Origin of the sequence: Kitasatospora sp. MMS16-BH015, from assembly GCF_002943525.1 — a bacterium.
Classification (GTDB): domain Bacteria; phylum Actinomycetota; class Actinomycetes; order Streptomycetales; family Streptomycetaceae; genus Kitasatospora.
The window spans coordinates 1,416,377-1,438,504 of the sequence record NZ_CP025394.1; the positions used below are offsets into that span (position 1 = coordinate 1,416,377).

Sequence of the window (22,128 nt, forward strand, 5' to 3'; positions counted from 1 at the left end):
TGGCGCCACTTGTAGTACCGCGCCTCGGAAACACCGAGCGCGCGGAACGAAACGGTGTGCGGGATGCCGTGCTCGGTCCTCTGGTCGCTGATCACCCCGACGAGCGCCGCCGGGTCCGCCACGGCTACTTCGCCCAAAGGACCATGCGGCGCTTGAGGACAGCGCGCTCCATCTCCAACTCCCTTACACACCTGGCCTGTTCATTGGCCAGCTGCCGCAGCCGGGCCAGCTTCTCACACTCGGATTCGCCCAGCGTGCCGTCACCGCCGGCCTTCCGCGCCCGGGAGACCCAGGTCGCCAGGGTGACCTCGTTGATCCCAAGTTCTCGCGCGAACTCCGCCGCCGGCTTCCCGGTCTCAGCAACGATCCGCACAGCCCCTCGCGGAATTCCGCGTCGAACTTCCACCTCTTCTCCGTCATGACTCCCGCCCCCTCAGTCATAGCCTCTACGGCACGAGGGGAAGGTCAGACAGGGCTGCGAGGCTGACATCACGAGTTCGAGTTCAGTATCTGCTGGCGACGGGTAATCTCGTCACGCAAGGCCTCGGTGTCAGGCAGGGAACTGCTGGTGGCCACCAGCTGATCACCATTCCGGCACAGCTGGATGTCCACGGTGAGTGGGTGAAGCAGCGTCGCCGGGATCACCGCGCTGCAGAGTGCAGCGCCAAGTAGCTCGGCCGCCTCCGCCACCGGGAATCCCTCGGTAACTGCCAGGTCCAAGGTCAGCGCGTGGAACCTGCTGGGCACCTCGCGAAGCACATTCATCATGCCACGCGTGTCGAGGCGACCCGAGGCGGTAAGGTGGCCACTCAGCACGGTCCCGCACCGCGCCGCCTCCACTTCCAGGAGCTCGGCCACCTCGGCGCACAGGGCCGCGAGCAGGATCTCCTGCGAGTTGGGGGCCTTGTCGATCCCGAGCATCTGCTTGGCCTGGTCCACTGTCCACGGGCCGGTCGAACGGGACTGGTCCGCTGTAGCAAGCGAGGTGCGGTAGACCGCCTCGGAGCCATACTCCCAGACTGCGTCGGCCTCCACCGTGCAGTGGTCAGTCCCGGCGCCCGCCCCGGCCCCAGCGGCCGGGGCCCAGTCGACCCGGGTCCACTCGGACGGGCCCGTCGGGCCGGCGGCGTGCACCGAGACCAGAACTGGCGTGGTGTCCAGAAGTGCCTGGTGATTGGGGCTGAACGCCGCGACCAGCCTGTTGACGGACTCCAGCAGCTCCGTGGGCGCCTCGCAGTCGATAGTGCAGCCCCACTCCAAGCCCGCCAGAGGCACGGCCGACTGCGGTCGGCCGTCGGCACCCAGCGCGAGCCGCCCACGGGCCCGCACCCGTAGCCCACCCAGGTTCACGCCGCGAGCCGTGTAACCGTTGACCTGGGTGACCAGCACGCAGGCGGCCACAGCGGCGAGAGTGGACTCGTAGGCCGTGGGCAGTACCGGGACAGAGCCGGCCGACGGCTTGCCCAAGGCGCCGAACGGGCGGTGGCGGAGTGTGAAATCACGGGCTACCCGCAGCGTCCCGGTCCGCAGCGTGCGAGTCCGGCATTCGAGGTGGCCGGCCGGCCCGCCCGCTGCCCGGCCCAGCGGCAGGGTGACACTGAAGTCTGCGATCGCCTCCTGCGGGTTGTCCCGGAACTCGTGCACGCTCTCCGAAACCCCAGTGATGTTCAGCCCGTTGCGCATGGTGTCCCCCTTCTGTGGTCGTTCTCGCCCCGGCGGCGAGCAGGTGCTTGACAGCCACTCACAGGGACGAGAGCGCCTGTTCCAGATCGGACAGCAGGTCCTCGGGGTCCTCGATACCGGCCGAGAACCGCACCAGGCCCGGCTCGATGCCGACTTCGCGCCGCTGACGCTCGGTCAGGAAGCTGTGCGAGGTGTTGAACGGGAGACTCACCAGCGTCTCCACTCCGCCCAGGCTGGTGGCCACCAGTGGCAGGCGCAGCGCGCCGAGCAACTTCAGCGCGGCCTCGTCCCCGTCGGCCAGCTCGAAGGCGACCATGCCCCCGTAGCCGCCGGTGCACAGGTTCCGGATCCAGGGGTACGGGTAGTCCGGGAGGGACGGGTGGTGGACGCGGCGGACCGCGGGGTGTTCGGCGAGGAACGCCGCGACCGCTGTGGCGTTCTCGCTCTGCCGCCGCATCCGCAGGGCCAGAGTCTTCAGACCGCGCTCAAGCAGGAAGCAGGTCGTGGCGTCCAGTGAGCCGCCCAGCTTCAGCATCTGCGCCCAGATCCGGTCCACGTACTTGCGCGAACCGGAGACGGCACCGGCTGTGACGTCGCTGTGCCCGTTGAGGTACTTGGTGGCACTGTGTACGACCAAATGGGCCCCGTGCTCCAACGGCCGCAGGTGAACAGGGCTGAGGAAGGTGTTGTCCACCACCAGGAAAAGGGCCAACTCGGCAGCCAGGTCACCGAGTTCCCGCAAAGGCAGCGCCTTCAGAAGGGGATTGGTGAGCGTCTCGAAGAACAGCACCTGCGTCTCGTCACGCACCGCGGCACGGATGGCGTCCAGATCCGTCGGGTCGGCGAAGGTCACGGACCGGCCGAGTTGGTGCATGTCCTCGCGCAACAGGTTGAAGGTGCCGCCGTACACATCACGCGAACTGATGATGTGGCCGCCGCGGTTCGTGAGTGCGAGAAGGGTGGTGGTGATGGCTGCCATGCCAGAGGAGAACACCAGACCGCTCTCGGCCGACTCGAGGGAGGCGATCTTCTCCTGCACCGCCCACTGGTTCGGGCTACCGTAGCGGCCGTAGATCGCGACGTCACGTATGTGGCCTTGGTCGAAGGCCGCATAACTGTCCTCCGTGAACGCGAACGTGGTGGTCTGGAAGATCGGGGTGCCCACCGCCCCGGTGACCGGGTCCTCGTACGTCCCGGCGTGCACGCTGCGGGTGCTCAGCCCGGTGCCGTCCACCACCCGTTGCTGGGGTAGCCGGGGGCCGGGAACCCGGCCGCGCTTCAGGCTGTCGACCCACGGCCGCCCGGGACCGGGCTGCGGGGCAGTACCTTCAGAGGTGGCCATTGAACCTTCTCCTCTCCTTGGAGGTCTGACTCAGACGAGACTGTCGGGCAACGCCGGCCCTGCGGCCGCCGACTCCAGTCGGCGCACCTCGCCTACTGCGAGCGGGCTGAGACTGATCACAAGATGGAGCAGACCGCACAGCAGCAGGGTGTGCCGCAGCCCCAGTCGCTCGCTCAAGGGGCCGGCCAGCAGCAGGCCCAGCGGCTGGCTCGCATATGAGCCGCACCACTCGTAGGCGCTGACCTTGGAGAGCGCGGTCGAGGGGATCTGCTGCTGCAGGACCGTCTCCCAGAGCGGGTTGAACACCATCAGGCCGAATCCGCCGACGAAGCCCGCCACGGCGAGTGGTACAGGCGAGCTGAAGACCGACAGACCCAGCGCGGGTGCTGCGAAACCCGCCACCAGGCAGACCCCGAACCGCAGCGCGCGCCGAGGGCGCACGTACACGGCAACCGCTCCGCCGCACACGGCCCCGACCCCGGACGCCGTGAGCACCAAGCCCCACATCTTGGGGCCACCCAAGTCCTGTTCGCTCAGCACCGGCCCCAGCACGGTGAAGACCGCGAACAGCCCGTTGGTCAGGGAGGCCGCGGAGATCACGCTCCACACCCAGGCCCGGCCGCTGAACTCCCGCCATCCTTCTCGGAGATCGCCCAGGACATCGCGGACCTGGACCTGTCCGCCGCTCCCGGCTGTGCCGAGCCGCAACCGGCCCAGGCAGCAGGCGCTCACCGCGAAGGTGGCGGCGTCGCAGCCGAGGGCCCACCCCGGGCTCGCCAACATCACCAGGGCCGTCGCAGCGGCGGGGCCGAGGATCATCATCCCCGAGTAGGACATGGACCGCAGGGCGTTGGCGGACTGGAGCTCGTCGGCCGCCACCACCTGGCTCACCAGACCCGTCACAGTAGGTGTGAACATGGCACTTGCCGTCCCGTACACCCCCTGCAGCACGGCGAGTTGCCAGATGCTCGCGGTACCGGTCAGCAGCAGCGCCGCGCAGGCTCCCTGGCACAGCAGACGTACCAGGTCAGCGGCGATCATGACCCGCTGCCTGGGTAGCCGGTCACCGAGCACACCGCCTATCAGCATGAAGAGCACGATGGGCAGGGAACGCGCGAGCATCACCAAGCCGATGTCACCCGCCGAACCCGTCAGGTCCAGGATGGCGAACGCCATGGCCGGACCCACCAGGAAGTCTCCGAAGGAAGAGGTGAGTTGGCCCAGGAAGAACCACCGGTAGGCGGGCCTCCGCAGGACCGCGAACCGGCCCCCGGCCGAGGCGGACGGCACCTCGGCCGACTGTGCGCTGTCTGCCGCGTCGATCTCTGCCTCCCCCTTCGCGGACCGGCCGGTCGCGGTGGCGCCGGCCGTCCTGCGACGATCAGTTCGAACTGGCGCCATCATGCCCCGCGGCCGTCCCAGGCGTCCTGGGCAAAGGAGAAATCGGCCGGGCCACCGTGCAGCATGCGGTCCTGGCGCTCACGTTCGTCCACCGCCGGAACACCGACACCGTTGAGGCCGACGAGGATCTCCGAGGTCCAGTCCAGCCCCAACGCCTCCTCCACGGCGGCGTCCCGGGTCGCGGCGGTGAAGAACACCCCGAGGTTCAGGGCGGTGCCCACCAGGTAGGCGGTCTGGCTGAAGTGCCCGAGCTCCATGAACAGCGTCCGGTACGTCCGGCCGGTCCGGTACTTCCAGGCGGTCCGCTCCAGCATCGCGGTGTAGAACAGCACGACGCCGGCCTGGCCGACATAGGTCTGTCCGCCGCACCAGTGGACCAGCTCCTCGCGGTCGACCTCCCGGCCCGGAGCGACGGCCTCCAGGGCGTGCGCAGTCGGGTGATAGTGGTAGATCCCCGGTGCCACGCCCTCGACTCCGAGCACGACCGGATAGACCTCCAGGGTGTGCAGCGCGCCCGCCGAAGGGCTGGCCTTCAGCAACTGCTGCTGCAGGCCCTTCGGTTCCACCGTGTGCAGGGGGCCTGCGACCCAGCGCAGCAGGGTGGCCAGCTCCTGTCGCGACACCAGCGCCCCCGGCTCGAACCTCCTGGTGGTACGCCGGCGGCGCAGCACCGCCTCCAGCCCGAGCGCGGCCGGATCCGCACCGGTCGCGGGGGGCAGCTGGGTCCGGGGAACAGCTGGGTACTCCTTGAACGGCGCGGGCTGGGGTCGGTCGGGCAGAGTCTGCAAGAGCCAGGCCGTGTCCTCGGCCGCGCTGGCGAACTCGGCGCCGGAGTGGGTGCGCGACGCGAGGTGGAAGTACCTGGACGCCGTGCCCCAATCACCCCAAGGACCCAGTCGCTCCTCGAACTCGTGCTCGCGTGACCCTTCCTCCACCAGGACGTTGGCCGCCAGCAGCTGGGCGACCAACCGGGCGTCCGGGGCCCCGGCGCTGTCACGGTCTGCCGAGGGCTCGGACCAGTCGGCGAAGCGGGGCAGCAGCGCGTGCGCGGCCTCGCTCAGCGCGAACTGCCGGTGCCGTACCGGGTCATCACACACCAGTCTTCCGTCGCGCCACACGAAGACGCAGAGCCGCGAGACTCGTAGACGCACAGTGATCATCCCCCTCAGTAACTCGGAAATCGGAGTAGTGGCGATCGCGGCGGGTCCGTGCTGGCAGCGCTCCGGGCAGCCACCAGCGCCCGACGTCAGCCCGCCAGCAGCGTGGTCCGCAGGGCGGCGGCCTCGGCCGGCCGGGAGCAGCCGGACAGCGCCAGCCCGTCCTCCAGCTCCCGGGCGAGCAGCGCCAGCACCCGCCGCACCCCGGCTGCGCCGCCGACCGCGAGGCCCCATAGCGCCGGCCGGCCGATCAGGACCGCCGATGCCCCCAGGGCCAGGGCGCGCAGTACGTCCACCCCGCTGCGGATACCGCCGTCCACCAAGACCGGCACATGGTCAGGCAGAGCTTCATACACTGCCGGCAGCGCCGTGGCGGAGACCACCGCCCCGTCGAGTTGGCGGCCCCCGTGGTTGGAGACCACCACCGCGTCCGCACCGACACCGACGGCCCGGACCGCGTCGTCCGGATCGAGGATCCCCTTCACCACCAGGGGCAGCCTGGTACGTCCGCGCAACCACTCCAGGTCGCGCCAGCTCAGGCAGGGATCGAAGGTCGCCGTGGTGTGCACCATGAGTGAGCTGGCGCCCGCGCGCCCGTGGTGGGCCGGGGAGAGCTGCTCCCCGGTCGGCAGGTTCGCCGCCCGGATGTGCGGCGGCACGGTGAAACCACTCCGTACGTCCCGCAGTCGACGCCCCATTCGGGGCACGTCCACCGTGATGACGACCGCCCGGCAGCCCGCCGCTTCGGCCCGCTCCAGGAGAGCCTCCGTCAGTCGGCGGTCACGGAGCCAGTACAGCTGGAACCAAGTGATGGCGCCGACCGCCGCGATCTCCTCGACGGCACAGCTGTTGAGGAGACCCGCGACGTACACCGCCCCCGTGTCACGCGCGGCCTCGGCCGCGGCGAGTTCGCCCTCCGGATGCAGCAACCGCTGGTAGGCCATGGGCGCGATACCAAGAGGCAGGCCGAGCTCACTGCCGAGGAGGGCTGTCCGGGTGGTGCAGCGGGACACGTCGTTGAGCACCCGCGGTACGACTCCGACCCGCCGCCAGGCGGACAGGTTGGCGGCGACCGTCTGCTCGGTGCCCGCGCCACCGCTGACGAAGTCCCAGAGGGCCGGCTCCACGCGTTCTGCGGCGGCCCGCTCGAAATCCGTCAGGTCCAGAAACTCGGTGAGCCGTTCTACCGAGACCGTCACGCGTCCACATCCGTCTCCTGATCGCCCGAGGCCATGACCGCCCACTCCTCGGACTCGCCAGGTCGGGCGGCGGTGGGCCGCAGGGCTCTCACCCGCTGTACCACGGGGCAGACATGGCCGGGCAGGCACCGCTCCCCGGACCAGCGGGCGCGGTCGTCGGCTGCCTGCCACGGATAGCCGCACTCGGCCACCAGGGCTGCCGCCTGCGCCGCGTCGGCCACCGAGACCGCAACCTGCTCCTCGGTGCACACGCCGATGGCGGCCAGCCCAGCGTCCTGGAGCGCGTACGCCCCGGCGCAGACCTCGGTGACCCCGGCCACTACGAGTGCTCCCCCCGCCGTCGGAGTCCCGCCCGCACACACCGTGGCCACCGGCAGCCCGTGCGACCTGAGCAACTCGGCGGCAGCGACCAGTCCGGTCGCGTGATCCACTCCGACGGTGTGTCTCGCCGCAGCCTCCGCCGCCGAGTTGATTCTCGCGTAGCCGGTGATCCCGCGCAGCCGCAGCCACGGCTGGTCGACGACCTCGCGTGCCAGGGCCGGCAGATCCGCCGGCCCGTCCCCGACTGCCGGAAGCTCCAGCAGGACGCCGATGGGGACCGAACGACGCGCCGCCGCCCGCCCGAACCCGAGGGCGCTCGCACGGGAGGCCACCTGAACGGTCAGCTCGCACCTGTCCGCGAGCCGCGCGAACAGCTCCCACCTCCACGGGTCCTCCCAGGAGTGGGCCACCACGATGTCCCGCACACCCGCGTCGGCGTACCGCTCGACCTCGCGCGCGTGGTGCACCGCGATGCCCCGCGCCCCGGCCGCGATCTGCCGCCGGGCGATCTCCACCGTGCGGTGGCCCTTGACGTGCGCCCTGACCTGAACCCCTGCGGCGGCGGCCGGACGGTGGAAGCGCCTCAGGTTGTCGTCGAGCCGCTCCAGGTCCACGTACGCAACCGCTCCGGCCGTCACGACGCCATCCCCGGCAGTTCGAACTCCCTTACGGCAGACAGGAACCGATCGTTCTCGGTCGCGTTTCCGACGGTGACCCGCACCCCCTCGCCAGGGAAGGACTTGACCAGGACCCGGCGCTCCAGGCAGTGCTGACGGAACAGATCGGCGTGCCTGCCCAGCCCCAGCCAGAGGAAGTTCGCCCCACTCTCCGGCACCCGGTACCCGAGCCCGACCAGCTCCCCGCGGAGCAGCTCACGCTGCTCGACCACCTCGTCACAGCGCTGCCTCAGCTCCTGATCGGCCTCCAGCGAGGCGACCGCCGCAGCCTGGGCGACCGTACCCACCGAGTACGGCAGGGCGAGCCTGCGCAGCCTCTCCGCGATGTCCTCGGAGGACAGGCTGTACCCGATCCGCATCCCGGCCAGTCCGAACGCCTTGGAGAAGGTGCGCAGCGCCACGAGGTTGTCCCGCCCGGCAGCGGCCTGGTCGCGGACGTACGCCATGCCGTCCAGGGCGTCCGGGTAGCGGACGAACTCCCAGTAGGCCTCGTCGAGCACGATCAGCACGTCCTCGGGGACGGCGTCGAAGAACTTCTCCAGCTCGGCTCGGCCGAGCACCCCGCCGGTCGGGTTGTTCGGCGTACACACGAAGACCAGCCGGGTGCGGTCGTTGACGGCTGCCGCCAGAGCGACCAGGTCCACCCGCCCGTCGGGGCGCAGTGGCACCGGGCGCGCGGTGGCGCCCACTGTCCTGGCTATCAGCGAGTACGCCTCGAACGACGGCCGGGGGAAGAGGATCTCGTCCCCCGGCGCGCTGGTGAGTTGGGCGAGTTGGAGGCACAGGGCGATCGATCCCGCTCCCAGGGAGACCTGGGTCACCGGGGCTCCGAAGCGGTCGGCCAGACACTCGCGCAGCAGCCGACCGCTGTTGTCGGGGTACCGGTGCACCCCTCCTGCCGCCCGGGCGACCGCCGCCCGGACCGAGCCGAGCGGGCCGAACGGCAGCTCGTTGGAGGCCAGTTCGGTCGTTCCGGCCGGAATCGGCACGGTCTTGAATCCGGCGAGGCCGTACAGATCCGGACGGGTTCTGACTGGCATGATCTCCCTCTTCCTCACGCGGGGATACCGGTGCTACACAGCGTCGCGGTGCCGGAGCCGTTCCTGCTCCACCGCCGCGTAGAGCGACTTGATGTTGGCGCTGCCGAAGGTGTTCGCCCCGGCCCGCTCGATGACCTCGAAGAAGAACGTCTTCCTCGGATGCGTCGAACGGCAGAAGATCTGGAAGAGCTGACCGTTGTGGTCCTCGTCCACCAGCAGGTCCAGCTCCCGCAGTTCGGCGATCGTGTGCCGGGCGAGCGTCAGTCGCTTCGCCAAGGCGTCGTAGTATGCACCGGGGGTGCCGAGGAACTCCGCTCCTCGCCGGCGCATCGAGCGGACCGAGGTCACGACGTCGTCGGTGGCGAGCGCGATGTGCTGGACGCCCGCACCGTTGTGGTTCTTGAGGAACTGGTCGAGCTGTCCCGGCTCGCCGGCCGGATCGGGCTCCAACAGGGTGAGCACGACCTCACCGGAAAAGCTGGCGACCACCTTGGAGTTCATGGCCTGCGCCCCGACCGCGATGTGTTCCTCGAACATCACCGTGAACCCCAGCACGTCCTGGTAGAACTCGACCGTCCGGTCGAGCTGGCCGGCCTCCAGACAGACCGCGAGATGGTCGACGGAGTGCAGCCCTGCCACCTGGACCGGCCGCGGCAGGACCTCGGGGAGGGGCACCAGACCAGGCAGGGCTCGCGGATCGGTGCCGGGCGGCCGCTCGACGAAGGTGTGCAGCACATCGCCGAAGGCCACCACCGAGGCGGTCACGACTCCGTCGTGGTCGACCGGCGCGGCAACCGGACGGGCGCCGCGCGAAGTCGCGGTCGCGAACGCTGCCCTGGCGTCGCGGACCCGTAACCCGATGACGGCCACGCCGTCACCGTGCGCCGCCACGTAGGAGCCGGCCGACTCGTCCTGCTGGACGGCCTCGGTAAGGACCAGCCGAATCGATCCGTCGCCCACCGCGACCGACCGGGTGGCCTGCTCCGGCCCGGCTCCGGTCCCCGCGTAGGGTGTGAGCCCCAGCCCGTCGACCAGGGCGGGAAGCGCGGTAATCACATCGGCCACGTGGAACTCGATGTGGTCGAGACCGAGTCCGTGGAACACGTCGTCCTCAGGTCCGGCTTTCTTCGTCATGAGAGTGTCGTCCTTTCCTCACACCGGGCCGGCCGGCCCGAGAGTCGGGTGGTTACCCGGGTCAGGCACCGGGCCGGGCAGCGGCGTTCATGGCCTCGACGAGGCTCCGGGGGCGCAGATCGGTCCAGGTCGCCTCGACGTAGTCGAGGCAGGACTGCCGGGTGTCCTCACCGTGAACCTGCTCCCACCCCTCGGGCACGGCGAGCAGGACGGGCCACAGCGAGTACTGGTGCTCGTCGTTGCGCAGCACGACGTAGCGGGCGTCCTCGTCCTCGAACGGATTGATCATCATGGGTTCCTTTCGTCGGTTGTGATTCAGCTCGGGCGAGCCAGGTGCCGGTTGACGGCCTGCGCGATCTCTCCCGCATGCTCGGGGTCGAGAACGGCACGGTGCTCGCAAGGCAATTCGTGAATGTCGAGGTCGCCGCCGACATGCCGACGCCACTGGTCCGCGTCGGTACTCGAACGGCCCGGTTCCTTCGCCGCGCTGACCAGCAGCACATCGCCGTCGTAGTGGCCGGGCACGTGACCGGCGATGATCTCGCAGCTATTGGCGAACACGGCGAACAACCGGGCCAGCTCGGGCTCCGGCCAGTTCGCGACCGCGCTGCCGGTCGCCCGGAGGGCCGCCCAGAGTTCGGCTGGACATGCCCGTTCGACGTCGAGATCCCCGCTGCCGGCGCGCAACTCGTGTAGGAAGGCGGACCGGACGGCGGCGGGGCCGTCGGTGGTGAACCTCGAACTGTCGCCGGGAAAGCTGTCGAGGACGGCCACCAGCCCGACCTCCTCCCCCGCCGCATGAAGGATGCGCGCCATCTCGTGTACGGCGAAGCCACCCAGCGACCAGCCGATCAGGTGGTAGGGCCCGGTCGGCCGGACCGCCCGGATCAGGCGGAGGTAGCTCACCGCCATCTCGTGCACCGAGCGCGGCAGAGCAGCGCCGGGCAGCAGCCCGGGAGACTGGATCGCGTACAGCGGCCGTCCCGGATCGAGCTCCGCGCACAGCGTGGCATAGGCCCACCCCATGCCGATGCCCGGATGGACGCAGAACACCGGGTCACCCGTGCCACGCGGACGCAGGGCCAACAAGGTGTCGAGCCCCTCGCCGGAGCCGTCCAGGTCGTCCACCGCCAATTCTCCTGTCGTCTGAATGAGTCGGGACTAGTTCCAGGTCAGGTCCACGGCGAGGCCGCGGTAGCCCTGGATGATGTTGGAGCTCAGCCACAGCGGCTCGTCCACGAGCGCAACCCCGCTGATCCGCTCACCCATCGCGCGGTACAGCGCCTGGAGTTCGATCCGGGTCATCGCCGCACCCAGGCAGTGGTGCGGGCCGTGTCCGAACCCGAGGTGTCCACCGTTCGCGCGGTCAAGGCGGAACTCCCCGGGGTCTTCGAACACGGTCGGGTCACGGTTGCAGGACGCCAGCCACACCGCGACCGCGTCCCCCTTGCGGATCCGTGCACCGCCGACCTCGGTGTCCTGCTCCGCGACCCGCAGCACGTGCATCGCGGGCGAGGTCCACCGCACCGTCTCCTCGACCGCCGCAGCGATCCGGGTGCCGTCCGCGACCAGCGCCGGCAGCAGCCCCTGAGTGACGGCGACGGCGTGGAAAGCACCGGTGATCGCATGCCGGGTGGTCTCGTTGCCACCGACGAGGACGTTGTCACAGTTCATCACCGTGTCCTCGACCGACATCGAGCTGTCCGCCAGGAGTGCGCTGGGCAGATCGTTGCCGGGGTGTTCACGGCGGAAGTCCACGAGTTCCTGGAAGTACATCAGGATCTCGGTGTGCGCCTCCCCCGGGGACATCTGGTTGCCACCTGCCCCAGCCTCGCCGAAGGCGTCCCGGGTGAGAGCGATCAGCCACTCCCGGTCCGACTCAGGGATGCCCAGGACCTCGCAGACCACGGCCGCCGGTAACCGCGGACCGATGTCTCTCGCGACCTGGACGGCCGAACCCCCGGCCAGGCGGTCCAGGAGATCGTGCGCCTCCCGGAGGACGAACCCGGCCATCTCCTCGGCCCTCAGCCGCGAGAGGAAGGGCCCGATCAGCTTCCGCAGTACCCGGTGCCGAGCGCCGTCGGTGACCACGATCATGCGTCCGCCGGCGTGGTCAGGATGCTCCGCGTCGAAGCCGAGCATCATGCCGCACTCCGAGGTGAACGGAGCGGTCGGGCCGAGCACCTGGTTGCCGAGCCGGTGCGAGAACACCGACCAGAACCCGCCGGGCGTGGTGCCCGGTCCGGTCCACGGCACGGCCTGCGCCAGCGCCATCTCACCCCACCACCGGAACCGGTCCCCACTGGTGTACAGCCAGGGGTCTGCGAGGTCCGCGCCCTCAGCAAATGCCTGTGCACGGGTGCCGGCGTTCACAGTCTGCCTTCCTTCTGCGGCCGGACTCCGGGGTGCGCGGCCACGTTCCGGAAGGCGTGCGCCACCAGTTCGAGGCCCTGGGCCAGGACACCGGCGTCGCAACCGAAGCCGATCCGCATCCGGCCCGGGTGATCGAAGCAGTTCCCGGGCACCACGAGGACGCCGTGTTCCGCGAGCAGTTCCTCACAGTGCGGTTCAACGTCGGCCACCCCACGGACCCGGGGCAGGGCGACCACACCACCTGCGGGAAGCCGGCAGTCGAAGACATCGGCGTTGTCCGCCAGCCAGGTCTCGAACAGCGCACGGCCTGCGGTGGCGCGCCGCACTTGCGGGGCCAGCACGGCGTCGGCGTGCTCCAGGACCGCGGTGGCGATGGCCTCGCTCAACGGCGAGGTGGACAGCGTGAGGTAATCGCGCAGCCGGACCATCCCGTCGATCAGTGCGGACGGCGCGACGGTCCAGCCCAGCCGCAACCCTGGCAGCCCGTACGCCTTCGACAGCGTTCCGAAGGACACGCAGCGCTCGATCAGCGTCGTCGGATCGGGCAGCGGCCCGGCCGTGTACGTGAGCTTGCTGAAAGCGCCGTCCCAGAACAGGTGGCAGCCGCGCCGGTCCACGAGTTCGAGCAACCGGCGGAACCCGGTGTCGTCAAGGGTGACGCCCGTCGGATTGTGTGGGAAGTTGACGATCACGGCGCGGGTGCGGTCCGTGATCAGCTCCGCCAACCGGCCCAGGTCGGGAGCGAACCCGGCGTCCGCGTCAAGCCTCCACTCGACCAGTCGCGCGCCCAGCGCCTCGGCGACGCTCCACAGCGACTGGTAGCCCGGACGGACCGTCACCACCTCGTCCCCTGGCTCGATCAGCGCGGCCAGGGCCAGGAAGATCGCCTCCGAGGAGCCGTGCCCGATGGCTATCCGGCCGGGGTCGGGCACACCGATGTGGCGGGCGATGGCCTCCCGAAGTGGCTCGGCGCCAGTGGAGGGACTGTCCCGGAAGGGCAGCCCGGCCAGCTTCTCCAGATCAACCCCGGCCAGCTCACGCAGGTCACGGAGGGTGTAGTTCTCCATGCCAGAACTCGAGATGTCGATGCGGGCGTCGAAGTACCGCGCACGCAGCCAGTCTTCGAGCCGGGCGGGTGCGATGTCCGCCAGGCGCGGCAGGCCGGTCATCCGATGATCCGGGCGGAGCCGTCCACCCAATCCGGCCGGGTGCGGCGCAGATCCTCGACGATGTTGACCCGCTTGAGCCACCGGTCGCTTCCCCGGAACGTGGCCTGGAAGGCACGTCGACCGTGCACCGCGGTCCGATTGTCGATGAACCCCATGTCCCCCGCCTGCAGAGTCAGGTCGTACAGGTTGTCGTCGATGTGCGCGACCACGGTCCGCAGGGCTCGCTGGGCCTCCTCGTCACCGTCCGCAGCCACCGTGAAATCCCGGTCGATGCGCAAGACGGGTGCGTCCGGACAGCCCTCCAGCACGGCCACTGGCAGTACCGGCCGGCCGCCGGAGTGCTCGTGGGCGGAGTCCGGGTAGGTGCGGAACCGGCGCTGCCGCAGGACCTCGACGGTCTCCTCCGGGAGACGCGCCACATCCACGTACCCGACCGTGGTGGGCGTCAGGTCCGGGCTCCGTAAGCACAGCAAACCGACGTAGTCGGCGCGCGCGGGCGAGAAGGCGTCCTCGGTGTGCCAGCCGAGCTCCTTGCTGCTGCTCGCGCTGACAAGGCTGTACTCGTATCCGCTGGTCGGGACCACGTCCGTGACGAGCCGCCCGGCCTGCTGGTCCGCCCAGCCGATCGAGTCGCCGAGCAGGGCCCCATACAACATCGCCAGGAACGCGTACGGCATGCAGTCCGCCCGGTCGGCCTCGCGCCAGCTGGCCGGGGTCAGGCCGAGGCTTCGCTCGTCGACCAGGTTGCCGCTCACCACCAAGACGTGCTTCCGCTCCTCCAACCGCCCCGAGTTGAGCAGCCGCCGGGCACGCTCGGGCAGCTCGTGCGCGATCACCCTGGCGTCCCGCAGGAAGGCCGGGGCATCGACTCGCCGGTACTCCTCGGCGCACTGGCGAGCCACCTCGACTGCGAGGGAAGCCTCTTCGGCGGTGAGCTCGCAGCGGAACACCGGGCCGGGACCGGCCCGGTCCACGTTCTCGTCGGACGGACGTACTGGTTGGTATGCCGTGCTGGTCATGTCTGTTCCTCTCAGACGTCCCGCCGCACTGGATTCGGGCAGGGGTCGCCGCCGCAGCGGCTCAGCAACCGCTGGTGAGCCTGCGCCGCAGCGGATCAGAAACTGCTGACGAGCCTGCGCAGCAGCCACTCGTGCAACTGGTTTACCGGGCGATCGAATTCGGTCAGCCGGGCCGGCGCGGCAAGCCCGCCTGACAACCCGCGCTGGACCAGGGCACACGCCTCCATGTCCTCACGGTGGATCGCCTGGAGGCCATCCATCGTGGCGGCCAGCCGCTCCTCGAAGTACGGGGTGCCCAGCTCCTCGGGAGGCAGCAGGAACTCCCAGGAGACCCGGTGCCTGGTGGCCGTCTCCGGGATGATCCGCAGCCAGAACGCCGACCCGGGCTGCACCCCGGCACAGAGCAGCGGGAACACCGAGAACAGGTGCATGTCCGTGGACGGGCAGCTCGACAGGTCAACGAACGGCTGCATGGACAGGTAGTCCTCGCCACAGGTCATCGACGCACAGCTCCACGGCTCGCCGTTGTTGTCGAGAGTACGTGCGGTCCTGGCGGGCAGGAGTGGGTCGAGGGTGTCGGCATGCGTGCCGAGGTGGTGGTAGTACTCGTTGAAGTTCTCCCACATCACTTTCCAGTTCCACTCCGAGTCGAACTCCACGGCGGCCACGGTGACCATGTCGGCCAGCCCCCAGCCCGCGAGAGCCGCGTCCAGGCCGACCAGTGACGGGCCCAGCGGCTCCGCGCCGCCCCCCGGATTGACGAACAGCCAGCCTTGCCAGAGCTCATGGGGGATCTCCGTGAGCGAGCAGGCCTCCCGGTCGATCCGCGGGCCGACCAGCGGCGCCGACTGGAGACCACCGTCGAGCCCGAACGTCCAACGGTGGTACGGACAGGTCATCCGTGAGCCTGCACCCGGCCCGTCCACCAGGCGCATGGAGCGGTGGGCGCACGCGTTGGGGAAGACTCGCAACCGGCCGTCGGCGTCGTTGGTGAGCAGGATGCTGAACCCGGCGGCGTCGGCCGGCCGGTACGCCTTCGGCGCGGGCAGTTGATCCGCTCGACAGACCGGCACCCAGCCTCGGGCGAACAGCTCGCGCTGCTCCGTCGCGTACAGCACCGGATCGGTGTAGAAATCCGCCGGCAGCCCCCGCCCCAGGGCGTTCTGTTCCTGCGCTGTGCGCAAGTACTTCGGCAGCCCGCCGTTGTCCTGTTGGTCGGTCAGCATGGCGTCCTCACTCCTCACCCACGGGCCGGATGGCCGGTCGGGCGGGGGCGGCGTCGTCGAGGCGGGTGGCCAGACCCGCCACCGTCGGCTCCGCGAACAGCGCCTGGATCCGCAGTTCGACCCCCAACACCGAACGAACCCGGGCAATCAGACGCGTCGCGAGCAGTGAGTGGCCGCCCAGCTCGAAGAAACTGTCGTCCACCCCCACCTCAGGCAGACCCAGCACCTCCGCGAACAGACCACAGAGGATCTCCTCCCGCACCGACCTCGGCCGCCCACCACCGGAAACCACCACCTCCGGCACCGACAACGCCCGACGATCCAACTTCCCGTTCACCGTCAACGGCAGACCATCCAGCACCACCACAGCCGAAGGCACCATGTACTCCGGCAACACACCCGCCACCACCGAACGCACACCCGCACCATCGACCACCCCACCCGGCACCGGCACCACATACCCCACCAACCGGCGATCCCCCGGCACGTCCTCACGCACCACAACCGCCACCTGACCCACACCCTCAACCGCCGAAAGCGCCGCCTCGACCTCACCCAGCTCGATCCGGAAACCCCGAACCTTCACCTGGTCATCCACCCGACCCACGAACTCAAGAACCCCACCCACACCCCACCGCACCAAATCACCGGTCCGATACATCCGCTCACCCACCCCGAACGGACACGCCACAAACCGCCCAGCCGTCAAACCCGAACGCCCCAAATACCCCCGCGCCAAACCAACCCCAGCCACATACAACTCACCCACCACACCCACCGGCACCGGACCCAACCCACCATCCAGCACAAACACCCGCACATTCCCCACCGGACCACCAATGGGGATCTCTCGGTGGTGGCAGTCCTCGCCCGGCTGCAAGTGCCAGACGGTGGAGGTGACGGTCGCCTCAGTCAGACCGTAGACATGGATGAACTCGATGCCCAACTCGCCGAAGCGACGCAGCAGTTCCGGTTGGATGCGCTCGCCGCCCACCGCGACGAACCGCAAGGAAGCGGGCACTTCGAGCTGCTGTCCGGTGGTCTCGTGCACCCACTCGTGCCAGAACGCGGTGGTCAGCTCCACCCCGGTGACGCCGAACTCGGCGAGGCAGCGGTTGAGGCTGGCCACAGTCGACAGCACCCCCGGCTCGGGGACCACCAGCGCGGCACCTGCCGCGAGGGTGGGCAGGACCTCCTCCAGCAGGACGTCGAAGCCCGGGGAGGCCACCTGGAGGATCCGGTCGGTGGGCGTAAGGGCGAACTCACCGACCATGGTCTCGGTGTACTCCGTGACCGCACGGCGGGTAAACATCACCCCCTTGGGCTGCCCGGTCGATCCGGAGGTGTAAAAGACGCAGGCGGGACCGTCGCTGTGCACCGCCCGGCCCACCGGTGCCGTGCCGGGCAGACCAGCCACCGCAGCGGCCAGCTTGTCGGTGTCCAGGGCCACGCAGTCCGAGTGACTGTCGAGCAACTGGTCGAGCAACTCAGTCTCGCCGACTGCCAGTTGTGCCTTCGAATCCCGGATGATCCGGCGGAGCCGACTCGACGGCAGCTTCGGGTCGAGCGGCAGGAACGCGCAGCCGGCCTTGAGCACTGCCAGCAGGGCGACCACCAGTTCAGGGCTCGGCGGGAGTGTGAGTGCCACGATGCTGCCCATATCCGGCAGCAGGTCCACCAGGTGGTGGGCGAGGCGGTTGGCCCTGCTGTTCAGCTCGGCGTAGCTCAGCACCGTCGCCCCGGCCAGCACGGCGGGCGCCTCGGGAGTGTGGAGGGCCTGCTCCTCGAAGCAGGTCAGCACGTCGGCCTCGGGGGCAAGAATGCTCGCTCGGCTCGGCCCGGTCAGCAGCCGGCGTTCCTCGGCCCCGAGGATGTCCACTGCGTTCAGGCGGCGGCCGTCGTCCTCGACGATCGCCCGGAGCACCCGGACCAGGCGGTCGACCAGTTGCCGGGCCCCCTCCGCCGTGTACAGGTCCGTCGCGTACTCGAGTTCCGCGGTCATGCCGGCCGGTTGCCCGTCGGCGCCGGTACGTGGCGAGAAGGCGAACAGCAGGTCGAAGTTGGCGCCGACCGGCACCGTCGCCGCCTCCGTTCGGAGACCGTCCAGCGTGAACTGGCCGTCCACGTCGTCCGCGAAGGAGAGCATGACCTGGAAGACGGGGTTGTGGGCGAGACTGCGGACCGGGTTGAGGTGCTCCACCAACCGGTCGAACGGCAGATCCTGATGAGCGAAAGCCGCCAGATCCGCCTCCCGCACCCGCTCCACCAACTCCGCGAACGTCGGATCACCCGACGTGTCCGTCCGCAGCACCACCGTGTTCACGAAGAAACCCACCAACTCGTCCAGACCCTCGTCCGAACGACCCGCCACCGGCGTACCCAACACGATGTCCGTACCGCCGCTCAACCGGGTCAGCAGCACCGCCAACGCAGCCTGGACCACCATGAACACCGTCGCATGACCACCCCGAGCCACCCCCGACAGCCCCGCATGCAACTCCGCATCCACCACAAAATCCACCGACCCACCAGCGAAACTCGACACCGCCGGCCGAGGCAGATCCGTCGGCAGCTCCAACCGCTCCGGAACACCCGCCAACACCCCGCCCCAGAACTCCAACTGCCCCGAAACCAGACTCCCCGGATCATCCGCCGACCCCAACAACTCCCGCTGCCACAACGCATAATCCGCATACTGAACCGCCAACTCACCCCAACCGGGCACACCACCCGCCCGACGAGCCGAATACGCCACCCCCAGATCACGACCCAACGGCCCCATCGACCAACCATCACCAGCAATGTGATGAATCAACAGAACCAACACCGAGGAATCAGCACCCGTACGCAGCAAATGCGCCCGAACCGGCACCTCCTCCGCCAACTCGAAGCAGTGACCGGCAACCCCCGCCACCGCCTCGTCCACATCCCCCGGGGCGACCTCCCGCACCTCGAAGCCGAACTCCACCTCCTCCACCGGCACCACACGCTGCACCGGCTCACCGTCCACCTCCGGAAACACCGTCCGCAGACTCTCGTGCCGACCCACCACATCCCGCAGCGCCAACCCCAACGCCGCCACATCCACCACACCCGACAACCGCAGCACCAACGGCATGTTGTACGTCGAAGACGCACCCTCCAACCGATACAGGAACCACAACCGACGCTGCGCGAACGACAACGGCAGCAACTCCGGCCGCACCACACGACGACCCAAAACCACCCGACCCGCCGACGACTCCAACCGCGACACCAGACCCGCCACCGTCGGCTCAGCAAAAACCGCCTGAATCCCCAACTCCGCACCCAACACCGAACGAACCCGGGCAATCAGACGCGTCGCGAGCAGTGAGTGGCCGCCCAGCTCGAAGAAACTGTCGTCCACCCCCACCTCAGGCAGACCCAGCACCTCCGCGAACAGACCACAGAGGATCTCCTCCCGCACCGACCTCGGCCGCCCACCACCGGAAACCACCACCTCCGGCACCGGCAACGCCCGACGATCCAACTTCCCGTTCACCGTCAACGGCAGACCATCCAGCACCACCACAGCCGAAGGCACCATGTACTCCGGCAACACACCCGCCACCACCGAACGCACACCCGCACCATCGACCACCCCACCCGGCACCGGCACCACATACCCCACCAACCGGCGATCCCCCGGCACGTCCTCACGCACCACAACCGCCACCTGACCCACACCCTCAACCGCCGAAAGCGCCGCCTCGACCTCACCCAGCTCGATCCGGAAACCCCGAACCTTCACCTGGTCATCCACCCGACCCACGAACTCAAGAACCCCACCCACACCCCACCGCACCAAATCACCGGTCCGATACATCCGCTCACCCACCCCGAACGGACACGCCACAAACCGCCCAGCCGTCAAACCCGAACGCCCCAAATACCCCCGCGCCAAACCAACCCCAGCCACATACAACTCACCCACCACACCCACCGGCACCGGACCCAACCCACCATCCAGCACAAACACCCGCACATTCCCCACCGGACCACCAATGGGAACCGCCGCAGGCACACCACCAGCCACACCGAACAGACTGGACGTGGCGGCGAAAGTGATCTCGGTCGGTCCGTAGCCGTGCCGGACGACCGTGTCGGGGCAGCTCTCCAGGACTCGGCGGGCCGAGCTGGCAGAGATAGAATCCCCTCCGGTGAAGACCTCCCGCGCCCCGGCGAAGCACTCGGGAGTCTCCTCGCCGAGCACCCGGAAGAGGCCGGCGGTCAGGTGCACGTGCGTGATCGCACGGGTACTGACGAGCTCGGCGATCAGGGCCGCATCGACCCGGTCCGCCGCAGGCGCGACCACGACTGCGGCGCCGGCCAGCAGTGGCACCCAGATCTCGTAGGTCGCGGCGTCGAAGGCGTGCGGGGAATGGAACAGGACCCGGTCCGCCGGAGCGATCCCCCAGGTGTCGACCATGCCGAGGTCGACCACACCACGGTGCGGAGTCGCCACCCCCTTGGGTGTTCCGGTGGAGCCCGAGGTGTACATCACGTAGGCGAGCCGGGCCGGGTGACGCGGAACCACCGGGGCGGCTGCCGGAAGGAGGTCGACCGCCGGATCGTCCACCCGGACGAGACGCGCACCGGACAGGTCGCCGGAAGTCAGCAGGGCGTGTTCCGCGGTGCCGGCGTGGATCAGCAGGAGTCCGGCGGCTGTGTCACGGAGCACGAAGAGCATACGGTCCACCGGGTCGGACAGGTGCAGCGGTACGTAGTACCCACCGGCCTTGAGGATCGCGAGTTGAGTGACTATCAGCTCGGCCGAACGCTCCATCAGCAGCGCGACCCCGCTCTCCTGGGACACGCCCTGTGCGATGAGGTGGTGGGCGAGGCGGTTGGCCCGGCTGTTCAGCTCGGCGTAGGTCAGCTCGGCGTCGTCGGCGAGCACGGCAAGCGCGTCCGGGGAGCTCTCGGCCAGCTGCTCGGCCAGCGTGGCGAGGTCCGTGTCGGGCACCTCGCAGGCAGTCTCGTTGAAGGTCTCCAGCAGCTCCGTCCGCTCGGCGGCGCCCAGGAGGTCCAGCTCGGACAGTCGCCGCTGCGGATCCGCCACCACCGCGGTGAGCACCCGGACCAGGCGGTCGGCCAGCCGCCGGGCCCCCTCCGCCGTGTACAGGTCCGTCGCGTACTCCAGATTGGCCCGGATGCCGGCCGGGCGGCCGTCGGCCTGGCGCTCGAAGATGCCGAAGGAGAGATCGGTGCGGGCCACGCCCGGGTTGGTGAAGTCGCCCTCCACCTGGACCCCGTCGAAGGAGAAGGTCCCCTCGATGTCCCCGAGCGTCGTCAGCATGACCTGGAAGACGGGGTTGTGGGCGAGACTGCGGACCGGGTTGAGGTGCTCCACCAACCGGTCGAACGGCAGATCCTGATGAGCGAAAGCCGCCAGATCCGCCTCCCGCACCCGCTCCACCAACTCCGCGAACGTCGGATCACCCGACGTGTCCGTCCGCAGCACCACCGTGTTCACGAAGAAACCCACCAACTCGTCCAGACCCTCGTCCGAACGACCCGCCACCGGCGTACCCAACACGATGTCCGTACCGCCGCTCAACCGGGTCAGCAGCACCGCCAACGCAGCCTGGACCACCATGAACACCGTCGCATGACCACCCCGAGCCACCCCCGACAGCCCCGCATGCAACTCCGCATCCACCACAAAATCCACCGACCCACCAGCGAAACTCGACACCGCCGGCCGAGGCAGATCCGTCGGCAGCTCCAACCGCTCCGGAACACCCGCCAACACCCCGCCCCAGAACTCCAACTGCCCCGAAACCAGACTCCCCGGATCATCCGCCGACCCCAACAACTCCCGCTGCCACAACGCATAATCCGCATACTGAACCGCCAACTCACCCCAACCGGGCACACCACCCGCCCGACGAGCCGAATACGCCACCCCCAGATCACGACCCAACGGCCCCATCGACCAACCATCACCAGCAATGTGATGAATCAACAGAACCAACACCGAGGAATCAGCACCCGTACGCAGCAAATGCGCCCGAACCGGCACCTCCTCCGCCAACTCGAAGCAGTGACCGGCAACCCCCGCCACCGCCTCGTCCACATCCCCCGGGGCGACCTCCCGCACCTCGAAGCCGAACTCCACCTCCTCCACCGGCACCACACGCTGCACCGGCTCACCGTCCACCTCCGGAAACACCGTCCGCAGACTCTCGTGCCGACCCACCACATCCCGCAGCGCCAACCCCAACGCCGCCACATCCACCACACCCGACAACCGCAGCACCAACGGCATGTTGTACGTCGAAGACGCACCCTCCAACCGATACAGGAACCACAACCGACGCTGCGCGAACGACAACGGATACATGTTCGTGGTCATGACTTCCC

Annotated in this window: 16 protein-coding genes; all 16 read right to left on the reverse strand. The window is 69.2% G+C overall.

Features of this window, described 5'->3' with window-relative positions; translation table 11 throughout:
* Positions 1–124: 124 nt before the first annotated feature.
* Entirely contained in the window at positions 125–373 is a 249-nt protein-coding gene (locus CFP65_RS06155) for a transposase (RefSeq protein WP_104815119.1), read from the reverse strand.
* Positions 374–489: 116 nt separating this feature from the next.
* Entirely contained in the window at positions 490–1,683 is a 1,194-nt protein-coding gene (locus CFP65_RS06160) for a hypothetical protein (RefSeq protein WP_104815120.1), read from the reverse strand.
* A 58-nt stretch (positions 1,684–1,741) separates the two neighbouring features.
* Entirely contained in the window at positions 1,742–2,920 is a 1,179-nt protein-coding gene (locus CFP65_RS06165) for a PLP-dependent aspartate aminotransferase family protein (protein ID WP_254552251.1), read from the reverse strand.
* Between the two features lie 135 nt (positions 2,921–3,055).
* Positions 3,056–4,429, reverse strand: a complete 1,374-nt coding sequence (locus CFP65_RS06170) for an MFS transporter (RefSeq protein ID WP_104815122.1) — start codon at positions 4,427–4,429, stop codon at positions 3,056–3,058.
* The gene (locus tag CFP65_RS06175; protein ID WP_158702058.1) at positions 4,426–5,523 is read right to left on the reverse strand and encodes a SagB family peptide dehydrogenase; all 1,098 of its coding nucleotides are present in this window, start codon (positions 5,521–5,523) and stop codon (positions 4,426–4,428) included. The genes CFP65_RS06170 and CFP65_RS06175 overlap by 4 nt, the downstream gene beginning before the upstream one ends.
* A gap of 149 nt (positions 5,524–5,672) precedes the next feature.
* The gene (locus CFP65_RS06180) at positions 5,673–6,782 is read right to left on the reverse strand and encodes an alpha-hydroxy acid oxidase (protein ID WP_174805506.1); all 1,110 of its coding nucleotides are present in this window, start codon (positions 6,780–6,782) and stop codon (positions 5,673–5,675) included.
* Complete coding sequence (locus CFP65_RS06185) at positions 6,779–7,741, reverse strand: alanine racemase (protein WP_158702059.1); 963 nt, start codon at positions 7,739–7,741, stop codon at positions 6,779–6,781. The genes CFP65_RS06180 and CFP65_RS06185 overlap by 4 nt, the downstream gene beginning before the upstream one ends.
* Positions 7,738–8,820, reverse strand: coding sequence for a histidinol-phosphate transaminase (locus CFP65_RS06190; RefSeq protein WP_104815125.1), 1,083 nt, complete (start codon positions 8,818–8,820; stop codon positions 7,738–7,740). The genes CFP65_RS06185 and CFP65_RS06190 overlap by 4 nt, the downstream gene beginning before the upstream one ends.
* A 33-nt stretch (positions 8,821–8,853) precedes the next feature.
* Complete coding sequence (gene hppD, locus CFP65_RS06195) at positions 8,854–9,954, reverse strand: 4-hydroxyphenylpyruvate dioxygenase (RefSeq protein ID WP_104815126.1); 1,101 nt, start codon at positions 9,952–9,954, stop codon at positions 8,854–8,856.
* A 61-nt stretch (positions 9,955–10,015) separates the two neighbouring features.
* Positions 10,016–10,243: an MbtH family protein gene (locus CFP65_RS06200; RefSeq protein ID WP_104815127.1), complete on the reverse strand. Its 228-nt coding sequence runs from the start codon at positions 10,241–10,243 to the stop codon at positions 10,016–10,018.
* A 26-nt stretch (positions 10,244–10,269) separates the two neighbouring features.
* Entirely contained in the window at positions 10,270–11,082 is an 813-nt protein-coding gene (locus tag CFP65_RS06205; protein ID WP_104815128.1) for a thioesterase domain-containing protein, read from the reverse strand.
* 33 nt (positions 11,083–11,115) lie between these two features.
* Positions 11,116–12,327, reverse strand: a complete 1,212-nt coding sequence (locus tag CFP65_RS06210; RefSeq protein WP_254552252.1) for a cytochrome P450 — start codon at positions 12,325–12,327, stop codon at positions 11,116–11,118.
* A complete protein-coding gene (gene vioD, locus CFP65_RS06215; RefSeq protein ID WP_104815130.1) occupies positions 12,324–13,496 on the reverse strand; it encodes a capreomycidine synthase in 1,173 nt (390 codons plus the stop codon). Before vioD ends, CFP65_RS06210 begins: the two co-directional genes overlap by 4 nt.
* The gene (locus tag CFP65_RS06220) at positions 13,493–14,515 is read right to left on the reverse strand and encodes a TauD/TfdA family dioxygenase (protein WP_158702060.1); all 1,023 of its coding nucleotides are present in this window, start codon (positions 14,513–14,515) and stop codon (positions 13,493–13,495) included. Before CFP65_RS06220 ends, vioD begins: the two co-directional genes overlap by 4 nt.
* A 95-nt stretch (positions 14,516–14,610) precedes the next feature.
* Complete coding sequence (locus tag CFP65_RS06225) at positions 14,611–15,741, reverse strand: aromatic ring-hydroxylating dioxygenase subunit alpha (protein WP_104815132.1); 1,131 nt, start codon at positions 15,739–15,741, stop codon at positions 14,611–14,613.
* A 7-nt stretch (positions 15,742–15,748) separates the two neighbouring features.
* Positions 15,749–22,120 (reverse strand): non-ribosomal peptide synthetase, encoded by a 6,372-nt coding sequence (locus CFP65_RS06230; RefSeq protein WP_104815133.1) that lies wholly within the window; start codon positions 22,118–22,120, stop codon positions 15,749–15,751.
* Positions 22,121–22,128 lie beyond the last annotated feature (8 nt).